This is a genomic window from Streptomyces lincolnensis (assembly GCF_021173675.1).
GTDB lineage: Bacteria > Actinomycetota > Actinomycetes > Streptomycetales > Streptomycetaceae > Streptomyces > Streptomyces lincolnensis_B.
Map to the genome: position 1 here is coordinate 653,641 of NZ_JAIHON010000003.1, position 18,830 is coordinate 672,470.

Below are 18,830 nucleotides of genomic sequence, written 5' to 3' on the forward strand. Positions count from 1 at the left end.
GGTAGGTTGCTTCCGCATACTTCGGACAGGAAGAGTGATTCACGTGCGACGCCCCCCGATCCCCACACCCCGGTCCCTCGCCGGCCTCGTGACGCTCGGTCTGCTGGTGCTCACCGGGTGCGGTACGCAGACCGGCGGTTCCGGAGCGGACGTGGCGGCCGGAAACCGGATCATCCGCGCGCAGCAGGTGATGCAGCTGACGCAGGTGCACGAGACGACCGGGATGACCTTGTTGGAGGGCCCGACCTTCGACGAGGACGGCACACTCCTCGTCGTCGACGTCACGGCCCCCGCCGGCGAGCCGAAGGTGCTGCGCGTCGACGTCCGCAAGAAGACCTCGCACGCGGTCCACACCGACGACCGGGGCGCCTACACCTCGGCCCAGTTCAGCCCACGGGACGGGCGTATCTACCTGAGCGACTTCGCCCACGGCGACATCGTGAGCCTGGCCGCGGACGGCAGCGATCCGCGGATCTTCTTCTCCGGCGAGGTCGACGGAGCGCGGATGAACCCCGACGACCTCGCCTTCGACCGGGAGGGCAACCTGTACGTCAGCGACTCACGCGGCCTGTCCGAGGGTGAGGCGGAGGGCCGCGTGGTGCGCATCGACCACGAGGGGAAAGTCGCCACTGTGTTGGCGGACGACCTGGCCGCGCCCAACGGGATCTCGTTCGACACCGGCTACCGCGGCCTGTGGTTCAGCGAGCTGACGCAGAACCGCATCTCCTATCTCCTCCTGGACGGCAAGGGCGCGGTCGCTTCCCGGCACACCGCCATCCGCGTCGACGGCGGGATCGCGCAGACGGACTCGATCGCCGTGGACGCCGACGGCAACCTCTACCAGGGACTGCACGGCCGTCCGGCCATGGCCGTGTACAGCGAGAACGGCGAGCGCCTGGCCACCGTCGAGGTGCCCGCCCGCGCCGCCGACGGGCTTCAGTCGGCGACCAACGTGGCCATCACGCCCGGTGGGACCAAGGCCTACATGACCGTCAGCGGACCTGCCGGGGGATACTTGTACGTCTTCAACGCGCTGGCGGAGGGCATCCGCCAGTCCAACGGCGGCTGACGCCTGCGTCTCGTTCAGCCACCGAAGGGCCGGACCGGGCCCACCTCGACACCGAGCAGCTGCCAGGCCGCCAGAGCCCGACGTTCCCGCTGCTCGCGAGTGGGGCCGGTGACGGCACCGGAGACCATGGCGACGGCGATCATGAGATCGTCGGCGCGCTCCGCGAGCCGGTGACCGTCCGGCAGATGCCTGCGCAGGGCGTACTCCACCCGTTGGGACAGAGTCAGGGCGTAGCCGGAGGGGCCGCAGTGGGTGCCCACCCCCTCGGCGTGCAGCACACTGACGAAAGCGGTCGACTCCACCTGGTGCCAGGTGAGAACACCCAGGAGCAGGGCCAGGTCCGTGCCGTCCGCGGCCGCCGCCTGCTCGATCTGTTGGACGTTCTCCTCCAACACGGCAAGCGCCACGGCGGCACGGTCGGGGAAATGCCGGTACAGCACGCCCTGGCCGACACCGGCCCGCTTCGCGATCGCGGACAAGGGCACGTCCAGACCGTGCTCCGCACAGATCTCCCGGGCCGCAGCGATGAGGGCGGCCCGGTTGCGCGCGCGAGCCTTGGGCCCCTCGTTGGCGGGCTGCCGCTGAGGCGGGAGGGATTGCTGTGTCACCCGCCGAGGATATCCGGCTGCGACTGGATCGGTTGGCTGGGTGATCCTCCGTCACATGGGGAGCGAGAGCAGCCGTACTGGTGCTGAGGGCCAGCGGGCATCGTCGCGCAGGGGCGTCACCATGGTCCGCAGCGGCATGGTCACCAGGCGGCCTTCGGGTTGTTCGACGAGTACGTCGTTGTCGAGCGGGTGCCATCCGAGACGCTTGTAGAGCGACACGAGGGGAGGCCGGCAGAACAGGAGTGCGTGCTGAGGACCCAGCGTGCGGGCGTGCTCCAGCGCAGCTGTGACGACGAGCCGAGCCAGGCCTTGGCCTTGCATGCTGGGCGCGACGGCCACCCCGCCGACGCCCACCACCTCTGTCGCGACGTCGCCGATCGCGACAGGCAGTCGCAGCAGGCCGGCGTGTGCCACGAGCCGGTCTTCGTGTCTGATGCCGAAGTGTTCCTCCTTCGGCAGCCAGGTCAGGCCGGTCGAGGCGACACCGAAGGGATCGTCACTGGTGCCAAGGATCTCTTCCTGGTCAGCCTTGGTGTACTGGGGGAGCCGCATCACGGTTGGTGCCGCAGAGGATCGGTTCTTAGACATCGCCACATGATGATCTCTCCGCCGAGCACCGGCCAAGCGATTCTCCGCGACCTCGCTGGGCTCGCGTCAGCGAGGTGGTACCACTCCCGATGTGCTGATGGCGTGGTTGATCGCGGAGGCGACGTCGGCAGCGACCCGGGTGGGCTGGTAGGAGTCGTGGGTCCAGGCACGTCCGTCCGTCACCCACACGCTGTGAAGGCCGAGCGCGCCGGCGCCTGCGATGTCGGCGTGGGGTGAATCACCGATGACCCACGCGCCTGAGAGGGGGACGCCGACGGCATCGGCTGCCGCTTGGAAGATCTCCGGTTCGGGTTTCTTGTGGCCGATTGCTTCGGAGATGACCCAGCCCTGGACGAGTCGATCGAGCCCGGTCTTCCGGATCTTCGCCTCCTGTTGGACGGTGCGGCCGTTGGTGACGATGACACAAGTCCAGCCGTCCGCCTGCGCTTTGTTCAGCGCCTCCCGGGCCGACTGAGCCAGGACGACACGGTCGGCGGCGCCGCTGTCGAGAAGGGCACGGACGGCGGCGGTGGGCACCACGTCGCCGTATCGGTTGGTGAGGGCTGCGGAGACTTCGTCACGCGCCGTGTAGCCGCTCGCGTCGACGGCCATCACCCATGTGAGATCGGAGTCGGGCAGATCATGGTCGGCGAGGAAGCCCGCGACAGCGGCGCGGAAGGCCGCGTCCCGGTCGACAAGGGTGTTGTCGAGGTCCAGCAGCAACAACGGCATGACCGGGAGTAGATCATGCAACCTCCTGCGATGCGGGCCAGTTTCCGGTAGGCGGTGGCACGAGGTCGGCGAAGCGGATGTTGCGGACGGTGATCTGGTCGATTGGCGGACTCCGGCCGCGGCGGCGAGAGGTTCAAGGAGCGCGTTGGGAGGGGCCTTCCGCCCGAACCTCCACCCGGCCTGGGCGCAGAGCGGACGCTTCACCTCCAACGCCTCAGCGTCTTTCGGCTCGATCCGATCGTCCGCACGAACATCGACGACCACCGCCGAGCCGTCCGCGGCGCACAAAGTACCCCCGTACTGGGGCGTGTTTCCAAAATGCTGGTCACAGCCATTCATTGATGGCCGTGACCAACACGGTCGCCTCATAGCGGACGGCGAGCTTGTCGTACCTTGTCACCACCGCGAAGAATGGCCGCATCACGGCCTGCCGATTCCCGGGGCCTCAGCAGGCCGAGTTACCTGCGACGTTAAAGGCCAAGCTCAGGAAAAGGGCGCTCAGGCCTCACAGTGCAGCTACCTGGAAGCCACGCAGCTGACGCCGGGGCTACTGGTGCCGTGGGAGAGCCTGTGTCTTCTGCTCCGAAAGGGTCTTGTAGACGGTACCGGCGAGGTCCGGCAGTGTGTCCGCTTCGCCAACGGCGCTGTTGACGGCAATGGCGATGATCATGCCAGTATTCGGGAAGTACATGTGCAGCACCCGGTTCCCATAAGTGGCCCCCTCATAGGCCCAGACCGTCCCGGCCACAGGATGGACGAACTTCACGACGCCGAGCCCGAAACCAATAGGATCGTCGGCCGTGACGGTCTTGATGGGCTTACTCGTCTTCGCCGAGATCAGGGACTCCAGCTCGCGCTGCTGCGCTGAGGGCAGTAGTCGACCGCTGTACAGCGCCCTGTCCCAAGCCGTCATGTCTCTCAGCGAACTCACCAGGCCACCCGCCCCCTGCGCCCAGGACAGGTCAAGCGGAGGAAGCGACTTGTTGAGATGCTTCGGCAGGACGGAATGGGTGGAGTACGGCGTCGGCATCCGCGAGGCCGTGTCCGGAGGGCAGTCCGGGGGGAGGCAGGTGTCGTTCATTCCGAGAGGTTCGATGATGCGCTCGGCGAGCTGCTCTTGGTACGTATCGTGCGACGCTCGTTCGACAATCATCTGCGCGAGGAGGTAGTTCGTATTCGAGTACTCGTACTTCGCGGAACCCAGTGGCAGGCCCTCCACATAGGACATCAGGCGCTTCAGCGTGAAGCGCCTGGACGGATTGGCATCGAAATCCTTCAGGAACGCACTCTGCTCGGTGTAGTTGGGGATGCCGCTGGTCATCGACAGCAGTTGCTTGATGGTGACATCGCGCCACGCCGGATACTGGGGAAGCCACTTTCCCAGCTTGTCCCGTATGGACAGCTTTCCTTCGGCCTCCAGTTGAAGCAGCAGCACGGACGTGAACGCCTTGGTGTTGCTGCCTATCTGCCACAGCGCCTTGCTGTTCATCGGTCGACCACCGCCGTAGCGGGACGTCCCCGCATCGACCGAGATATCAGGTCGCTGATCAGCATAGGTCACCCGAAGGGAGACCGCTGAGAAATGATCCTTAGTGCCCTGAGCATCCTGATATTTCTCGAGGTCACTTCGCAGTGAAGCGGTGGCACTGCGAACGGATGGCTCCATCACTGCGTGCGCGACGGTCGGCCCACTTCCCGACACCATCATCCCCGAAACAATCGCCGCAGTGACCGTCACCAGGGCCACGAAGCGCTTCCCTTTCTGACCACCCCGCCGACGAAGCCTGTACCCCATTGCCGCTATTCCTCCATCGAATCGAACAGAACTGGGAACGGCGATCACGCTACGCAGTGGAGGTACGGCAGGTAATGGGGGTACCTCCCCGCGTGGTAGTGGTGCTGACCCCCTGAGTGAGGCCAAGTGCAGCTTCGAAGGCACTCCTCAGAAGACATAGAGCCCTTTAGCTCTATCCAGCTTCGCCCACTGCGCACCGCATCTTCGGACAGCTGCAGGCCAGGGCCGATGCCGAGGAACTGATCACCTGGGACGTCTCGGTGGACTCCACCATCGGCCGCGCCCACCAGCATGCGGCCGGCGCCCGCAGAAAGGGGATCTGCAGATCGAGCCGCCAGGTGGTCTGTTCACCGAGCCGGACGACCACGGTCTCGGACGCTCCCGCGGCGGGCTGACGGCCAAGCTCCACCTGGCGGTCGAACAGGCCCAGAAGCCCATGTCGCTGGTGACCACGGCCGGGCGGCGCGGTGACTCCCCGCAGTTCCAGGTGGCCCTGGGCGGTATCCGGGTGCCTCGGCTCGGGCCATCCGCGTACCCGGCCGGACAAGGTTCGCGCCGACAAGGCGTACGGCTCCCGCGCGAACCGCGCCTACCTGCGCAAGCGCGGCATCCGCTGCACGATCCCGGAGAAGCGCCACCGCGCGGTGGCGACGAGGTACGACAAGCTCTCCGTCCGCTATGAGGCGACCGAGCTGGTCGCGGCCATCAACGAATGGTTGTGACCAGCCATTTCGAAAGACGCCCCAGCCAGGGAAGTGATGCTCACCGCGCGATCCGCGAAACGTACGCACGGGCTCGGCATCCTCGAACCGGCCCGTCACACAGTCCCGCAGCGGACGCCGACGACGTCCGTACACCGCGCCCACTACGACGGCTCGATGCACGGCACCAAGTGATCCACCGCCGCCGGTACAGCCATCCGGCACCCACAGTGTGCTCAACCGCGCGACCAGGTTCGCTGAGACAGAAGCCCGAACGACTCGGTTCGTTGAGAAGTTGAGAAAACGACTCGACTGAGCGAGACACGGCACATGTCCTGCCGGCGTTACGGCGCGGGAGGGTGGGCGGCCCCGGCTCCCACGGAGCGCCGGCACACTGAGCGCAACCTCAAGCTCTCACTAGCCCAGAGGGGGCGGGGAACGGGTGATCAGCTCCCCACCCACCCGCGGGCCGAGCACCACCCCGGCGAAGGGCCTACCACCAAGCGGTGCAGGTGATCGCCGTGCCGTCGCCGGAGTCACCGCAGGCCCGCATCAGCTGTCCGTTGCGGTCGCGCCAGGCCTCGGTGTGCACGCTGGTTCCCGCGTCCACCCTCCGCAGGCCCAGTTGCGGCTCCCACGTGCGCCCGCCGTTACTGCTGCGGTCCACCCAGACGTGCATGCCGATGGCGCCGTTGGTGACACGGCCCCACGCACAGGTGTTGTCCCCCCTGCCGTTGAACCGCAACTCGAAGAACTGGCCACGGGCCCCGGTCGCCGCCGCGGCAGTCCCCAACACCACGTTGGTGTTGCAGCCGTCAGCAGCGCCTGCGGGGGCAGCCGCGGACATGGTGAGCAGCCCGGTGGTCATCGCCAGCGCCGAGACCGTGGCCGCGACCTTCTTGTTCACGCGCATTGTGTTTGTTCTCCCTTGGGAGCCCCGAGGCCCTTGTGGTCAAGGCTTGAAGTCTCGGCCGTGACTGGGGGCACGGCCATCCCGGAAAACTGAGGTTGACCCGCACGCAAAGTGCCTGCTAGAGCGGGTACTTGGGAGAGGTGACGCTCCTGGCGTGCGGTCGGTCGGCCCGCCCCTGTCGCGAGCCGGAGAGCCGGACCCGAGGTTGTTGTACGACACGGTCCGAGAAGTCAGGCCATCTCGGTCATCGTTTCCGCCGGCCCCGTCGGCTCGGGTCCCTCGCTCGGCGCGGCCGTGTCCGGTCCCGCACCCCGCAGGAACGCCGAGTGCGTACCGGCGGACATCCAGCCCGTGCCCGCGCCGACGACGGCCATGTAGATCCCGAACGTCGGCCACGAGGTGTCCGTGCCCGCCGCCCGCGCGGCTCCGGCCACTCGGAGGCGACCTGGAGCCCGTACGCGGTGAGGATCCACACCCGGGCGGGACTGGTCCGCGGCAGCACGATCCAGTCGATGAGGTCCTCGCGGCAGAGCTTGGCCAGCCGGCGCCGGGTCTGCTCGATCCGCGCCTGGCGGCGGCATTCGAGGGGCCGACACTGACGTCCACGGACGCCGCCAGCGCCACCCCGGTTCCCGCCAGGACCTGGGCAAGAAGCCACGTGGGCAGGGGAATTGCAACTTCGACATGCCTCGCGGAGGCGGCTACCTTCCCTTTGGTCTTCGGTGGCCGCCCGCGGCCGCAAAGGGGTTCCTTCGGCTGGGGCAGCCGCGACGGGATGAGTCGGTCACGCCCTACGAACCTTCGCCCCCATGCGCGTGAGCCACCGGACGGGTCCACACCAGGCAGCCCCAACCAGGGAGAGACGCATGCCCCATCTTGCTCTGTACACCTTCGGCGTCCTGAAGTCACCTCTCGCCGATCCCACACCTCTCACGCGCGAGTTCTACGACCTGGGTGAGGCCGTCTACCAGAAGATCAGTCAGCGTCCCGGATACGTCGCGCGTGCTGAAACGGCCTACGGTGAGCGGGGCGCGTTCTTCGGGGCGGACTGGGGTGCATGGGGAGAGTTCGCCGTACCGACGTGGTACGGCAAGGGCCATACGGTGGAAACCACCGCGCTGGCCACGACCCTCTCACTCTGGACCGGCCTGCGCCCCGCCTTCGACGCCGTTTACACCGGCCTGCACCGTGAGGCACTCAACAGGCGTTACGACTGGTTCGAGAGGACAGGGCACCCGAATTACGTGTTCTGGTGGGTCCCCGACGGTGTGATACCCACGTGGCGGGACGGGGTTTCCAGGCTGGAGCATCTCCACGACCACGGCTCCGAGCCGTACGCCTTCACCTTCCACGACTCGTTCGCCCCGGACGGGACCCCGACCAGGAGCAGAGGCATCGGTCCGAGGAGCGACCAGGTTCGCTGACCAGCCTCCGGGCCCGCGCTCATCGCAAGAGACCCTGCCTTCAGGAAGCAAGGGGGCGTGGAACAAAGGGCAGCCTGCGGCGCGTATCGCGTCCTCGAAGCTGGTGGTGCGCAGGGCCCAGACGGACCAGCCCAGGCAGGGCCAGACGGCACCGTTGAACGCGGTCGCTTGATCGAGGTGCCAGTCGGGTGCGAGATGCAGGCGGATGTCCTTGGGGCCCGATGCCGCCCATCTCGCCACCGGCACCAGGCACGGGAAACCGCGCGGGAACGCTTGGGGGATCATCGGCGGCGAACGTGCCTCCCCACGGCCGTGCCGTGCACTCGCTGTGGACCTACCGGCCCCGCCTTGCCGACCACCTCGGGCGGGAACCGTGTCACCCGTGCCACCTACGCCGTCCTGAATACGAGACCACCCCGGAGGCGTGTGGCGTGCGAAAGGGCCCTGGGCGTGGCGTGGCGTGGCGCGCAAGCCAGCCACCGGTGATCAAGGGAAGTACGTCAATTCGTGCGTGCCGGCGGCATCCCGGCTCCCGCCCGTGTCGCGTCGGTGCCCCAGCTGGCCAGCAGTCGTAGTGCCTCCGCCGACGGGGAACCGGGTTCGGCGTGGTACGTCGCCAGCGTCTGTTCGTGGTTGTCGGCCTGGTGGAACGACTCGAGGCGGAGATCGAGTTCGCCGACGAGCGGGTGGTGCAGACGCTGGATGCCGTGGCATCTGTCCTTGACGTCGTGGGTGGCCCACAGCTGCCGGAACTCCTCGCTCTTCACGGAGAGTTCGCCCACCAGAGCGGACAGCCGGGGGTCGTTCGGATGGGCGCCGGCATCCAGACGCAGCTGAGCGACGACGTCGTTCGCCTTCTCCTGCCAGTCCACGAACAGGTCGCGGTACTCGGGCCTGAGGAACACCAGCCGTGCCCAGTTCTGCTCCTGCGCCGGCAGCTCGGCCCAGTCGCCGAAGACCACTGCGGCCATCCGGTTCCAGGCGAGGAGGTCCCCGCGCCGACCCACGAGGATCGCCGGGACGCCGTCCATGGTGTCCAGCAGCGTCCGCAAGGGACCCCGCACCTGCTGCGTGCGACCGGCCGGCTGCCTCTTGTGCTGCTTCGGCTTCGCCAGGCGGGTGAGGTGGGCGTGCTCGGCGTCGCTCAGCCTGAGCGCGCGGGCGATGGCGTCCAGGACCTCCGGTGACACATGCCGCCCGTTGCCCTGTTCCAGCCGCGTGTAGTACGCCACCGACACTCCGGCCAGCTGCGCCAGCTCCTCGCGGCGCAGCCCCGGCACGCGCCGGTACCGTCCGAAGCTCCGCAGCCCCACGTCCTCCGGCTGCAGCCGGGCCCGGCGGGTGCGCAGGAACTCGCTGAGCTCGGCACGCGGGTCCAGCGCGCCGGCGGCGGGCTCGATCACCGGTTCGGGGTATTCGTCCATGGCTCGAGTATCCCCGGTCGGACGCACATCAGCCTGCCCCAGCCAGTGGTAGGCATCGCGGGCATACGCAAAGCCGTGACCTGGGTGAATGCCGGCCCGGCCGGAACGCTGGTGACCGTGCCCGGCAGGAAGGCAGCCGGGCAGGGAACCTCAGCTAGGAGAACCACCGGCATGACCACTGTTGCTGCGTACGCTGCCCCCGCCGCCAAGGCTCCCTTGGAGCGCACCACCATCGAGCGCCGCGCGGTCCGCGAGTTCGATGTGCTGATCGAGATCAAGTTCGCGGGCATCTGCCACTCGGACACCGACCAGGTCCGCGAGGGCTGGGGAGAGGCGATCTTCCCGATGGTCCCGGGCTACGAGATCGCGGGTGTCGTCTCCGAGGTCGGCTCCGGGGTGACCAAGTACAAGGTCGGCGACCGCGTGGGCGTGGGCTGCATGGTCGACTCCTGCCGCGAGTGCGACAACTGCAAGGCAGGCCAGGAACAGCACTGTGTACGGGGGCCCGTCCAGACGTACAACGGCATCGGCCGTGACGGAGAGCCCACCTACGGCGGTTACGCCACGCACGTCGTCGTCGACGAGAACTTCGTCGTCCGTATCCCCGACGGGCTGTCCCTCGACGTCGCCGCGCCGCTGCTGTGCGCGGGCATCACCACGTACGCGCCGCTCAAGCAGTGGGGCGCGGGCCCTGGCAAGAAGATCGCCGTGGTCGGTCTGGGCGGTCTCGGCCACGTGGGCGTCAAGATCGCGCACGCGCTCGGCGCGGAGGTCACGGTCCTCTCCCAGTCGCTGCGCAAGAAGGACGACGGCCTGAGGCTGGGCGCCGACCACTACTACGCGACCAGCGACCCGAAGACGTTCGAAGAGCTCGCCGGCACCTTCGACCTGATCGTCTCCACGGTGTCGGCGCCACTGGACTTCGGCGCGTACCTCAGCCTGCTCCGGACGGGCGGCGCCCTGGTGAACGTGGGCGTCCCGGAAGAGCCCGTCGCCTTCCACCCGTTCTCCCTCATCGTCGGCAACAAGATCGTCGCCGGTTCGATGATCGGCGGCATCGCGGACACCCAGGAGATGCTCGACTTCTGCGCCGCGCACGGCATCGGCTCGGAGATCGAGCTGATCACCGCATCCGAGATCAACGAGGCATACGAGCGGCTCACCGCCGGCGACGTGCGCTACCGGTTCGTGATCGACACGGCGACCATCTGAGACCGGTCGAGCGCGTGAGGGCCCCGGCGGACAAGGCGGATTCCTGGGGCCGTTGAAGCACAAGCCGTCATCCGTCACCCACCACATCACCAGTAACACGGCATGCCCCCAACGCCTTTGACGGTGTGGCGTGCATCAAGAACGGAGTACACCCCATGACCGCAACACAAGCGACCGAGTCGAGGACCCACCGGACGGAAACGGCTGCGGAGGTGGTCGACCGCCTGCGTGCGACGTTCAACACCGGCGTCACCCGCCCACTGGACTGGCGCGTCAACCAGCTCCAGCGGCTGCGGGCACTGCTGGTCGAGAACGAGCAGGAGCTGATCGAAGCGCTCTGGGCGGACCTGCGGAAGAACGCCGCCGAGGCGAAGACGCAGGAAATCGACTTCACCGTCGCCGACATCGACGAGACGCTCGCGAACCTCGAGAGCTGGCTTCAGCCCCGCCCGGTGGAGGTTCCCGCCCACTTCGGTCCCACGACCACGGCCTACACCACGTACGACCCGCTCGGGGTGGTCCTGGTGATCGCTCCCTGGAACTTCCCGCTGCACCTGCTCATCGACCCCATCATCGGCGCCCTGGCCGCAGGGAACACCGTGGTGGCCAAGCCGAGCGAGATCTCGGTGCACACCTCGGCGGTCGCGTCACGCCTGCTGCGTGAGTACTTCGACGCCGACGTGCTCACCGTCGTCGAAGGGGGCGCCGAGGAAACCACGGCCCTGCTGGCGCAGCGTTTCGACCACATCTTCTACACCGGCAACGGCACCGTCGGCCGGATCGTCATGGCCGCAGCCGCCCAGCACCTCACCCCCGTCACGCTCGAACTCGGCGGCAAGTCACCGGTCTTCGTGGCACCCGACGCCGACCTGGACGAGACCGCCAGGCGGCTGGTCGGCGCCAAGTTCGGCAACGCGGGCCAGCAGTGCATCGCCCCCGACTACGTCCTGGCCGACCCCGCCACCGCCGCCGCACTGGTCCCCGCCCTGCGCGCGGCGGTCGACGCCCAGTTCGGCACCAGCCCGCAGGCCTCGGCCGGCTTCGGCCGGATCATCAACGAGCGGCACTTCGACCGGCTCACGCGTCTGCTGGACTCCGGCCGGGCGGCGGTGGGAGGCAAGCACGACCGTGACGACCTGTTCATCGCACCGACCGTGCTCACCGAGGTCGACCCCGCCTCACCGGTCATGCAGGAGGAGACCTTTGGCCCGATCCTGCCCGTCGTGGAAGTCGCAGACCTTGATGCCGCCATCGCCTTCATCAACGAACGCGACAAGCCCCTCGCCCTCTACGCCTTCACCACCTCCGAGGCCACCAAGGCGCGACTGGTGAACGAGACGTCCTCCGGCGGCGTCGCCTGGGGCCAGCCGGTGATACAACTGCTCATGCCCGGCCTGCCGTTCGGTGGCGTCGGTGAAAGCGGCATGGGCCACTACCACGGCCGGTACTCCCTGGAGACGTTCAGCCACCTCAAGGGTGTCGCGGACGTCCCGCTCAGCTAGCCCCGCGCTTTCGTGAAGCAAGCTGTCCGATGGGCGAGCCCCCGCGCGGGGGCGCGTCGAGGGAGTCGGTCGCGGCGCGGGGTGCGGACACCGTTCCGTACCGACTCCGGCGGCGGCGCCCAGAGCGAACGTCCTTACTCCAGCGGTCAGTTGCGCTCGAACCGGCGTCGACACCGACGCCGACGGCATGCGGCTCTCGCCGCGTTCGCCGCCCACACCACCAGCACCCCTGTCCGTCGGGACAGCGTGGACCCCCTGCGCCACAGACCTGCATCCCGTTTCCCTCCGTCATTACAGAAAGAAAGAAACCCATGTCTGTCAACACGTCAGAAGTTTCGCCCGCTCCGTCACTTTTCTCTCCCGTCTCTCTCGGGAAGATCGACCTCGACAACCGCGTCGTCATGGCACCGATGACCCGGGTCCGGGCCGGTTCCTCCGGCGTTCCCGGGGATCTGATGGTCGAGTACTACCGGCAGCGGGCGGGCGTCGGGCTGATCATCGCCGAGGGCACCTACCCCGACCACGCGTCGCAGGGGTACGTCGGTGAGCCGGGCATCGCCACCGACGAGCAGGCGGCCGGCTGGCAACGGGTGTTCGAGGCGGTACACGCCGAGGGCGGCCGCATCGTCCTGCAGCTCATGCACGCCGGCCGCCAGACCCACCCCGACATCAACGGCGGCCGCCGCGTCCTCGCCCCCAGCGCGATCGCCAGGACCGGCGAGACGTTCACCGAGAAGGGCGAGCAGGCCTACCCCGTACCGGAAGCGATGACCACCGCAGAGATCCGTGCAGCGCTGGAGGACTTCGTCACCGCGGCCCGCCGGGCCATCGAGGCGGGAGCCGACGGCGTGGAAATCCACGGCGCCAACGGCTACCTGCTCCACCAGTTCCTCTCCCCGGCGGCCAACCAGCGCACCGATGAATACGGCGGTTCGCCGCACAACCGCGCCCGCTTCGTCGTCGAGGTCGTCACCGCGGTCGCCCAGGCCGTCGGTGCCGAGCGGGTCGGGCTGCGGATCTCGCCGGAGGTCGACTTCGGGGACGTCTTCGAGACCGACCGGGACGACGTCCTGGCCACCTACGGCACCCTGCTGGACCAACTGCGACCGCTGGGCCTGGCCTACCTCTCCGTACTGCACATCGAGCCGGGCGGTGACCTGGTACAGCAGCTGCGCCGGCGCTTCGACGGCAAGCTGATCGTCAACAACGGCCCCCTCGGCGGGGGACAGACCACCCGCGAGCGGGCTCTCCAGCAGATCGAGGCCGGGCACGCCGACGCCGTGGCCGTGGGCCGGGCGCTGATCGCCAACCCCGACCTGGTCGAGCGCTGGCAGGGCGGCCACCCGGAGAACGAGCCGCGGCCCGAGCTGTTCTACGGGCTGGACGCCGAGGGGTACACCGACTACCCCTTCCTCGAAACGGCTTGAGGCCCACGGTCACGCCTGTCCATGCGGCAGCCCCACTCACCCATGGACAGGCGCCGCCCGGCGACACCGTGACCGCCCCTGTGAGACCCGTCAGCAGCCTGCGTTCGGTGGCCTCGTCGAGCACATCGCTCTCGTGCGTGGCCACTGTGGCGGCCTTCGGCGACAGCTGACGAGCTATCAGGAGCGATCGAACAGAGTGACTACGCTCTGCGGTGCTTCCGGGCCGAAGAAGATCTCCAGGTTCCGCGCCGAGCGGCCGGCGGCGTCGTTACTACGCGGGAAGAGCTGCTCTTCGTAGGTGCTGAGTGCGACCTCGATGTCGGGTTGCTCGGCGAGCTTGCCGGCCAGATCAGCGGCGTCGTACATGGCGAGGTTCGCGCCCTCGCCGGCAAAGGGCGACATCAGGTGCGCGGCGTCGCCGACGAGGGTCACGCCGGGCTCCCTGTCCCAGGTGAGCCCGACGGGAAGGGCGTGGATGGGGCGGAGCCACGGTTCCGCGTCGCTCTCCGTTATGAAGGCGGTGAGCAGCGGCGACCAGCCATCGAACTGGTCGGCGATGGGGCGGAGGCCCGCGGCCGGGTCGCCGAAGCCGATCGACGTCATCCACTCCTCGGGTTTGTTCAGCGCCACGTATCCGCGCACGTGCCCGTCGGCGTAGCGATGGGCGATGATGCCTTTGCCCGGCGCGACCGCCATCAGCGTGCCGCTGCCGATCGCGGCCACGCTCGCCCGACGGGTCGGGCCGCCCGGGGCGAGAGCGATCTCGATGAAGCAGGTCCCGCTGTAGAGGGGCTTGGCGGGGGTGAGCAGCGGACGCACCTTCGACCAGGCACCGTCCGCGCCGATGACGATGTCGGCGCGTGCGGTGGACCCTCCCGCGAAGGTGAGGTCGTAGCCGCCCTCCACACGGTGCCGGACCGAGGCGAGCTTGTGACCCCACCTGATCGTCCCGGGGGCCAGCGAGGTGATGAGCAGGCGCCTGAGTTCGCCACGGTCCACCTCGGGACGGGCCGAACCGGGGTCCGCCGGCATGTCGAACAGGACCGTGCCGTCGCGGTCGACCACACGTTTGGCGTCCTCGCCCGGGCGGACCAGAGTGAGGAACTCGTCGTACAGACCGGCCGCGCGAAGCGCGACCTGGCCGGTCTCTTCATGGATGTCGAGCAGGCCGCCCTGCGTACGGGTCGTCGCCGACGTCTCACCCTCGTAGATCGTCGCGGCGACACCCCGAGCCTGAAGCACCCGGGCGAGCGTCAACCCGCCCAGTCCCGCTCCGACAATGGCGATGGTCTTGTGCATGCTGAGCTCCTCTGTCGCGCCGACACGTGTCGGCGGTGGCCAGTGCCGGGAGCGGACGAGAGCCCGGTCTCGGCAAGGAGACGCTCAACGATCAGAACCATCTGTATCGATGTACGAACGATGTCCTGCGAAGGAACCCGCGGAACATCGCTTTTCGCGACCCGGTGACTATAGCTCGGTGTCGGCCTGGCGGCGGTCGGGTCCCCTCGCGCTGCCTGCCTGCCTGCCTGCTGGGGCGGTGTGTCAGACCACGGCGAGCCGGTCCACCAGTAGTTGCACCCTGCGCTCGGTGTGCTCCGGAGGCAGCCGCCCTTCCCGGGTCAGGGTTGCGAGACCGTGCAGGGATGCCCAGAACGTCTCGGTGAACAGGCTCGGGTCGACGCCGTCTCCCGCAACCTCGCCGAGGGTCTCAAGGAGTGCGGCAAAGGCGTCCTTGAGAGGTGCCGGGGTGTCCTCCTGGGCGTATGCCAGGCCGCCGTCGAGCTGGAACAGGGCGTCGTAGACCGCCGGGTTGCGTGCGGCGAAGTCGAGGTAGGCGCGGGCCAGGGCGGCCACCCGGGCGCGCGGGCCGTCCACGGCGGAGGTCGCGGCCCGCACCGCCACGGCCATCTCGGCGGCGCCCTGGAGGGCGACCGCGCCGATGATCTCGCGCTTGCCGCGGAAGTGGCTGTAGAGGACGGGCTGGCTGTACTCGATGCGCTCGGCGAGCCGACGGGTGGTGACCGCGTCCCAGCCCTGCTGCTCGGCGAGTTCGCGGGCCGTCGCCACGATGAGGCGCTCGCGCTCCGCCCGTTCCCGCTGCTTGCGTTCCTGTACCGACATGAATCGATCCTAGCACCGCTAGACAAAAGAGCGGCAGTAGCTCTAGCGTTGCCTCATCAGCTAGCAGCGCTAGATTCCAGGAGGGGTCATCATGCTCAACGCACTCCAGGTCGTCACCACCGTGGTCGTCGGCGTGATGGTGGGGGTGGAGTTCTCCGTCCCCTTCTTCCTCAACCCGACCCTCAACACACTCCCCGACGACAGCAACCAACTCGCCCGCGCCCACGGAGGCCGGAGGGGTGGCGCCGTGATGCCGTTCTGGTACATCACCTCACTCGTCCTAGTCGCGGTCTGGGCCATCGCCGGATGGCGCCACTCCGGCACCGGCCTCGTCGTCACCGCCGGCGCGCTGCTGATCCTCAGCGTGATCATGTCGATTCTGCTGCTCGTCCCGATCAACAACCGGGTCAAGACGTGGACCCCCGAGAACCGGCCCGCCGACTGGAAGCAGCAGATAACCCGCTGGGACCGCTTCCACTACGTCCGCGTCGCCGTCATCATCGCCGCCTTCGCCTGCCTGGCGGCCGCCCTCGCCTGAGCCCGCGGGACTGTGGGGCAGGCGGCACAGGACATCGCAGTGATCTGCACGTTGCCCGTGGTCACGGACTCGGGCAGAAGCAGGAACGTGCGCACGCACGGGCAAAGTTCAGGCAACGCTCCACGCGCGCAACTGACGACCGATCAGGCCAACACCCATCGCACCGGAAGCCGTGTCCCGCACCAGAGCGACCGCTTCCTTCGGCGGGTACTCCAGAGGGCACCCGTTCAGCGCCAGATACGCCTCCGTGCAGTGCCAGGCGAAGGCCTCGTTGGAGTGCTCCAGGCACGGCAGCCGCACCAGTGTCTGCAACAGCGAGGCCGCCTTGAGGTACAGGGACCCGTAGACGTCGCGTTCCAGGGCCCGGGCATTGACCCGGGCGACGGCGGCGTAGAGGGGGCCGAGGTCGTCCACCTGCGGGTCACCGGGCAGCAGCTCGGCGGCGTGCAGCAGGAAGGTCACGTCAAGGGGGTGAAGCGGTTCGTGCTGCGTCACGCGGCGTGACCCCGCTCCTGCTCCTCAAGACCACGCCGCGCGGCCAGCTCCGCAGCCCGCCGCTCATCGCCGGGACCGGTCGCGTCGGCTGTCTCGGCTCCCTCGCCAAACGCGTCACCACTGCGGGACATCGACTCGCTGAAGGCGTCGAGGAACCTGGCCTCCACGGCAGTGGCGCGGGCGTAGGCGGCGGACAGGATGTACTCCTGCAGGCTGACGCCCTCCTGCCGCGCCGCGGCCTCGATCGCGGCGCGCTGGGCAGGATCGGGGAAACGAAGGTTCATCGCCTTGGGCTGAGACATGGTACCGACGGTATCGCAGGTACCATCGGGTGGCCAGGTGACGTGGCGTGCACCATCCCGCGAGTTCCCTTGAGCCCCGCTGAGTCAGAGCGGGGCTGGTTCGGCAGGCCGCTGTGGGATACGGAGACGGCCGACGCCGACCCACACTTCGGCAAGTGCCGCAGGGCTCGCCGAACGGCACCGGTCGGGTCTGGGCCGGGCCCGGCAGGTCGCCCGGGCACTGGGAGAAGCCCGCGCCGGAGCCGCTGGATCACCAGCGATGTGACCCGAGCCCACGTGCTGTACGTACGGGAGTTCACCAGCAGGGCGCATCACGCACACCCCGTGCCCCGCCACCACGAGCAGCAGCGCACGATCAGCGGCACCGGCGGCCCCGGTCGTACCGGCGTCAGCGGCCCTTGCGAACCCGGGCCGCCGCACGGGCTTCCGCCGCCTTGCGGGCCTCGGCCGCTTTGCGGGACTCCTTCGCGGGGCGCCCCGCACGGGAGCCGAGGCCGCGGAACGGGATGTTGCCGCTGGTGGTCTTCGTCTCGGTCGGCGGGCGTTTCGCGCCGGTGATGGCGGTCAGCTTCGCCTCGCCGGAGCGGATCTGGGTGACCGTCGGCCGGATCCCGGCCTCGGACATCATCCGGTTCACATCGCGACGCTGGTTGGGTGTGACCAGGGTGACCACGGTCCCGGACTCCCCGGCCCGTGCCGTACGCCCGCCACGGTGCAGGTAGTCCTTGCCGTCGGCCGGCGGGTCGACGTTGACGACGAGGTCCAGGGTGTCGATGTGAATGCCCCGCGCGGCGACATTGGTGGCCACCAGCACGGTGATCTGACCGTCCTTGAACTGACCGAGCGTGTGTGTGCGCTGGGGCTGCGACTTCCCGCTGTGCAGAGCACCGGCCCGTACGCCGCTGGCCCGCAGGTGCCGGGTGAACTGGTCCACGCCGGCCTTGGTGTCCAGGAACATCAGCACCCGGCCGTCCCGCGCGGCGATCTCGGTCGCGGTCGCGTACTTGTCGGCGGCGTGGACGTTCAGTACGTGGTGTTGCATCGTGGCGACCGACCCCGCCGCGGGGTCGACCGAGGCGAGAACCGGGTCGTGGAGGTAGTCCCGCACCAGCTGGTCGACGTTGCGGTCGAGTGTGGCCGAGAACAGCAGTCGCTGCCCGTCGGGCCGCACCTGATCCAGGATCTGCGTGACCTGCGGCAGGAAACCCAGGTCGCACATCTGGTCCGCCTCGTCCAGCACCGTGATCCGCACCTGCCCCAGGTGACAGTCCCGGCGCGACACCAGGCCGGCCAGCCGCCCCGGCGTCGCGACAAGCACCTCGGCCCCGGACCGCAGTTGTGCCTGCTGCCGGTTGATCGACAGCCCGCCGACCGCCGTCGCCAGGCGCACCTTCAGCGTCTGCGCATACGGTGCCAGCGCGTCGCTCACCTGCTGTGCGAGTTCCCGGGTCGGCACCAGGACCAGCGCGAGCGGCCGCTTCGACTCCGCTCGCAGGCCCGCTGTCCGGACGAGAAGCGCCAGCCCGAAAGCCAGTGTCTTGCCGGAGCCGGTCCGCGCCCGGCCGAGGACGTTGCGGCCGGCCAGCGCGTTGGGCAGGGTGGCTGCCTGGATCGGAAAGGGCTCTGCCACCCCCAGGCCGGTCATCGCACTCATCAGCTCCGACGGCAGCCCGAGCGCGTCGAAGGACGCGGCCGGAGGCAGCCCGGGGGACACCCCCTGCGGCGTCGAGGGTTCGCCCTGCGCTGTTGTCGCCCGCCGCGGTGTTCCGGTGGGGGAGAGGCCAGGGGCCGACCGCTTCGCGTTCATGAGGGAACCTTCCTGATCTGTCGCCCCGGAACGGCCCGGGGCCCGTACCCCTTGGTACGGGCCCCGGTGATGTCGAAGCGTGCCCCGATTTTATCAGCGGGCAGCCCTTGACCGACCTCGGCGACGTCGGCCTCGCGTGACCGGCACATTGCCGGACTTTCAGCAGGACATC

General features: G+C 68.7%; 19 protein-coding genes and 2 pseudogenes. 8 read left to right on the top strand and 13 right to left on the bottom strand.

Translation table 11 applies throughout. The features are described 5' to 3' along the window. Nucleotides 1-37 precede the first annotated feature (37 nt). Nucleotides 38-1,069: an SMP-30/gluconolactonase/LRE family protein gene (locus K4B79_RS10055; protein WP_232026250.1), complete on the top strand. Its 1,032-nt coding sequence runs from the start codon at nt 38-40 to the stop codon at nt 1,067-1,069. 14 nt (nt 1,070-1,083) lie between these two features. Here the strand turns inward: K4B79_RS10055 and K4B79_RS10060 are convergent, their stop codons facing one another. The 4 genes from K4B79_RS10060 to K4B79_RS10075 form a co-directional block, all read right to left on the bottom strand. Then, a complete protein-coding gene (locus tag K4B79_RS10060; protein ID WP_232026111.1) occupies nt 1,084-1,677 on the bottom strand; it encodes a TetR/AcrR family transcriptional regulator in 594 nt (197 codons plus the stop codon). Between the two features lie 51 nt (nt 1,678-1,728). Continuing rightward, nucleotides 1,729-2,265 carry a GNAT family N-acetyltransferase gene (locus K4B79_RS10065; protein WP_232026112.1) on the bottom strand — a complete coding sequence of 179 codons (537 nt, stop codon included), beginning with the start codon at nt 2,263-2,265 and terminating at the stop codon, nt 1,729-1,731. Between the two features lie 66 nt (nt 2,266-2,331). Beyond that, entirely contained in the window at nt 2,332-2,997 is a 666-nt protein-coding gene (locus K4B79_RS10070; RefSeq protein ID WP_232026113.1) for an HAD family hydrolase, read from the bottom strand. 547 nt (nt 2,998-3,544) lie between these two features. Next, nucleotides 3,545-4,744, bottom strand: coding sequence for a serine hydrolase domain-containing protein (locus K4B79_RS10075; RefSeq protein WP_232026114.1), 1,200 nt, complete (start codon nt 4,742-4,744; stop codon nt 3,545-3,547). 418 nt (nt 4,745-5,162) lie between these two features. Between K4B79_RS10075 and K4B79_RS48575 the strand changes: the two are divergent. Both K4B79_RS48575 and K4B79_RS10090 read left to right on the top strand, forming a co-directional pair. Next, nucleotides 5,163-5,436 (top strand): annotated as a pseudogene (locus K4B79_RS48575) (transposase); the annotation flags it as partial. A gap of 114 nt (nt 5,437-5,550) precedes the next feature. Beyond that, nucleotides 5,551-5,688: a hypothetical protein gene (locus tag K4B79_RS10090; RefSeq protein ID WP_232026115.1), complete on the top strand. Its 138-nt coding sequence runs from the start codon at nt 5,551-5,553 to the stop codon at nt 5,686-5,688. A 298-nt stretch (nt 5,689-5,986) separates the two neighbouring features. Here the strand turns inward: K4B79_RS10090 and K4B79_RS10095 are convergent, their stop codons facing one another. Together K4B79_RS10095 and K4B79_RS10100 are read right to left on the bottom strand one after the other, a co-directional pair. After that, on the bottom strand, nt 5,987-6,406 hold the full coding sequence (locus K4B79_RS10095) for a glycosyl hydrolase (RefSeq protein WP_232026116.1): 420 nt from the start codon (nt 6,404-6,406) through the stop codon (nt 5,987-5,989). A 230-nt stretch (nt 6,407-6,636) separates the two neighbouring features. Further along, on the bottom strand, nt 6,637-6,840 hold the full coding sequence (locus K4B79_RS10100; protein WP_232026117.1) for a hypothetical protein: 204 nt from the start codon (nt 6,838-6,840) through the stop codon (nt 6,637-6,639). 432 nt (nt 6,841-7,272) lie between these two features. Here K4B79_RS10100 and K4B79_RS10105 point away from each other — a divergent pair, with 432 nt between their 5' ends. Beyond that, nucleotides 7,273-7,830, top strand: a complete 558-nt coding sequence (locus K4B79_RS10105; RefSeq protein ID WP_232026118.1) for a DUF3291 domain-containing protein — start codon at nt 7,273-7,275, stop codon at nt 7,828-7,830. 75 nt (nt 7,831-7,905) lie between these two features. On the opposite strand, the pseudogene K4B79_RS10110 reads toward K4B79_RS10105, so the two are convergent. Next, nucleotides 7,906-8,025 (bottom strand): annotated as a pseudogene (locus tag K4B79_RS10110) (ADP-ribosylglycohydrolase family protein); the annotation flags it as partial. Nucleotides 8,026-8,330: 305 nt separating this feature from the next. After that, nucleotides 8,331-9,254, bottom strand: coding sequence for a helix-turn-helix domain-containing protein (locus tag K4B79_RS10115; RefSeq protein WP_232026119.1), 924 nt, complete (start codon nt 9,252-9,254; stop codon nt 8,331-8,333). A gap of 171 nt (nt 9,255-9,425) precedes the next feature. On the opposite strand from K4B79_RS10115, the gene K4B79_RS10120 reads away from it, so the two are divergent. The 3 genes from K4B79_RS10120 to K4B79_RS10130 all read left to right on the top strand — a co-directional run bounded on the left by K4B79_RS10120 (nt 9,426) and on the right by K4B79_RS10130 (nt 13,395). After that, the gene (locus K4B79_RS10120) at nt 9,426-10,466 is read left to right on the top strand and encodes an NAD(P)-dependent alcohol dehydrogenase (protein ID WP_232026120.1); all 1,041 of its coding nucleotides are present in this window, start codon (nt 9,426-9,428) and stop codon (nt 10,464-10,466) included. 155 nt (nt 10,467-10,621) lie between these two features. Further along, the gene (locus K4B79_RS10125) at nt 10,622-11,968 is read left to right on the top strand and encodes an aldehyde dehydrogenase family protein (protein ID WP_232026121.1); all 1,347 of its coding nucleotides are present in this window, start codon (nt 10,622-10,624) and stop codon (nt 11,966-11,968) included. A 311-nt stretch (nt 11,969-12,279) separates the two neighbouring features. Then, a complete protein-coding gene (locus K4B79_RS10130; RefSeq protein ID WP_232026122.1) occupies nt 12,280-13,395 on the top strand; it encodes an alkene reductase in 1,116 nt (371 codons plus the stop codon). Between the two features lie 177 nt (nt 13,396-13,572). Here K4B79_RS10130 and K4B79_RS10135 read toward each other — a convergent pair whose 3' ends face one another. Next, nucleotides 13,573-14,694: an FAD-dependent oxidoreductase gene (locus tag K4B79_RS10135; RefSeq protein ID WP_232026123.1), complete on the bottom strand. Its 1,122-nt coding sequence runs from the start codon at nt 14,692-14,694 to the stop codon at nt 13,573-13,575. Nucleotides 14,695-14,937: 243 nt separating this feature from the next. Next, complete coding sequence (locus K4B79_RS10140; RefSeq protein ID WP_232026124.1) at nt 14,938-15,516, bottom strand: TetR/AcrR family transcriptional regulator; 579 nt, start codon at nt 15,514-15,516, stop codon at nt 14,938-14,940. A 91-nt stretch (nt 15,517-15,607) separates the two neighbouring features. Here K4B79_RS10140 and K4B79_RS10145 point away from each other — a divergent pair, with 91 nt between their 5' ends. Then, nucleotides 15,608-16,054: a DUF1772 domain-containing protein gene (locus K4B79_RS10145; protein WP_232026125.1), complete on the top strand. Its 447-nt coding sequence runs from the start codon at nt 15,608-15,610 to the stop codon at nt 16,052-16,054. Nucleotides 16,055-16,162: 108 nt separating this feature from the next. Here K4B79_RS10145 and K4B79_RS10150 read toward each other — a convergent pair whose 3' ends face one another. The 3 genes from K4B79_RS10150 to K4B79_RS10160 form a co-directional block, all read right to left on the bottom strand. Beyond that, nucleotides 16,163-16,549: a fic family toxin-antitoxin system, toxin component gene (locus tag K4B79_RS10150; RefSeq protein ID WP_232026126.1), complete on the bottom strand. Its 387-nt coding sequence runs from the start codon at nt 16,547-16,549 to the stop codon at nt 16,163-16,165. Next, a complete protein-coding gene (locus K4B79_RS10155) occupies nt 16,546-16,851 on the bottom strand; it encodes a type II toxin -antitoxin system TacA 1-like antitoxin (protein WP_232026127.1) in 306 nt (101 codons plus the stop codon). The genes K4B79_RS10150 and K4B79_RS10155 overlap by 4 nt, the downstream gene beginning before the upstream one ends. 388 nt (nt 16,852-17,239) lie before the next feature. Further along, complete coding sequence (locus tag K4B79_RS10160) at nt 17,240-18,658, bottom strand: DEAD/DEAH box helicase (protein WP_232026128.1); 1,419 nt, start codon at nt 18,656-18,658, stop codon at nt 17,240-17,242. Between the last annotated feature and the right edge of the window lie 172 nt (nt 18,659-18,830).

Coding starts and splice junctions, on each gene's coding strand:
- K4B79_RS10065 (WP_232026112.1), bottom strand. CDS start 2,265: ATGTCTAAGAACCGATCCTCTGCGGCACCAACCGTGATGCGGCTCCCC.
- K4B79_RS10070 (WP_232026113.1), bottom strand. CDS start 2,997: ATGCCGTTGTTGCTGCTGGACCTCGACAACACCCTTGTCGACCGGGAC.
- K4B79_RS10090 (WP_232026115.1), top strand. CDS start 5,551: ATGCTCACCGCGCGATCCGCGAAACGTACGCACGGGCTCGGCATCCTC.
- K4B79_RS10095 (WP_232026116.1), bottom strand. CDS start 6,406: ATGCGCGTGAACAAGAAGGTCGCGGCCACGGTCTCGGCGCTGGCGATG.
- K4B79_RS10105 (WP_232026118.1), top strand. CDS start 7,273: ATGCCCCATCTTGCTCTGTACACCTTCGGCGTCCTGAAGTCACCTCTC.
- K4B79_RS10115 (WP_232026119.1), bottom strand. CDS start 9,254: ATGGACGAATACCCCGAACCGGTGATCGAGCCCGCCGCCGGCGCGCTG.
- K4B79_RS10120 (WP_232026120.1), top strand. CDS start 9,426: ATGACCACTGTTGCTGCGTACGCTGCCCCCGCCGCCAAGGCTCCCTTG.
- K4B79_RS10125 (WP_232026121.1), top strand. CDS start 10,622: ATGACCGCAACACAAGCGACCGAGTCGAGGACCCACCGGACGGAAACG.
- K4B79_RS10130 (WP_232026122.1), top strand. CDS start 12,280: ATGTCTGTCAACACGTCAGAAGTTTCGCCCGCTCCGTCACTTTTCTCT.
- K4B79_RS10135 (WP_232026123.1), bottom strand. CDS start 14,694: ATGCACAAGACCATCGCCATTGTCGGAGCGGGACTGGGCGGGTTGACG.
- K4B79_RS10140 (WP_232026124.1), bottom strand. CDS start 15,516: ATGTCGGTACAGGAACGCAAGCAGCGGGAACGGGCGGAGCGCGAGCGC.
- K4B79_RS10145 (WP_232026125.1), top strand. CDS start 15,608: ATGCTCAACGCACTCCAGGTCGTCACCACCGTGGTCGTCGGCGTGATG.
- K4B79_RS10155 (WP_232026127.1), bottom strand. CDS start 16,851: ATGTCTCAGCCCAAGGCGATGAACCTTCGTTTCCCCGATCCTGCCCAG.
- K4B79_RS10160 (WP_232026128.1), bottom strand. CDS start 18,658: ATGAACGCGAAGCGGTCGGCCCCTGGCCTCTCCCCCACCGGAACACCG.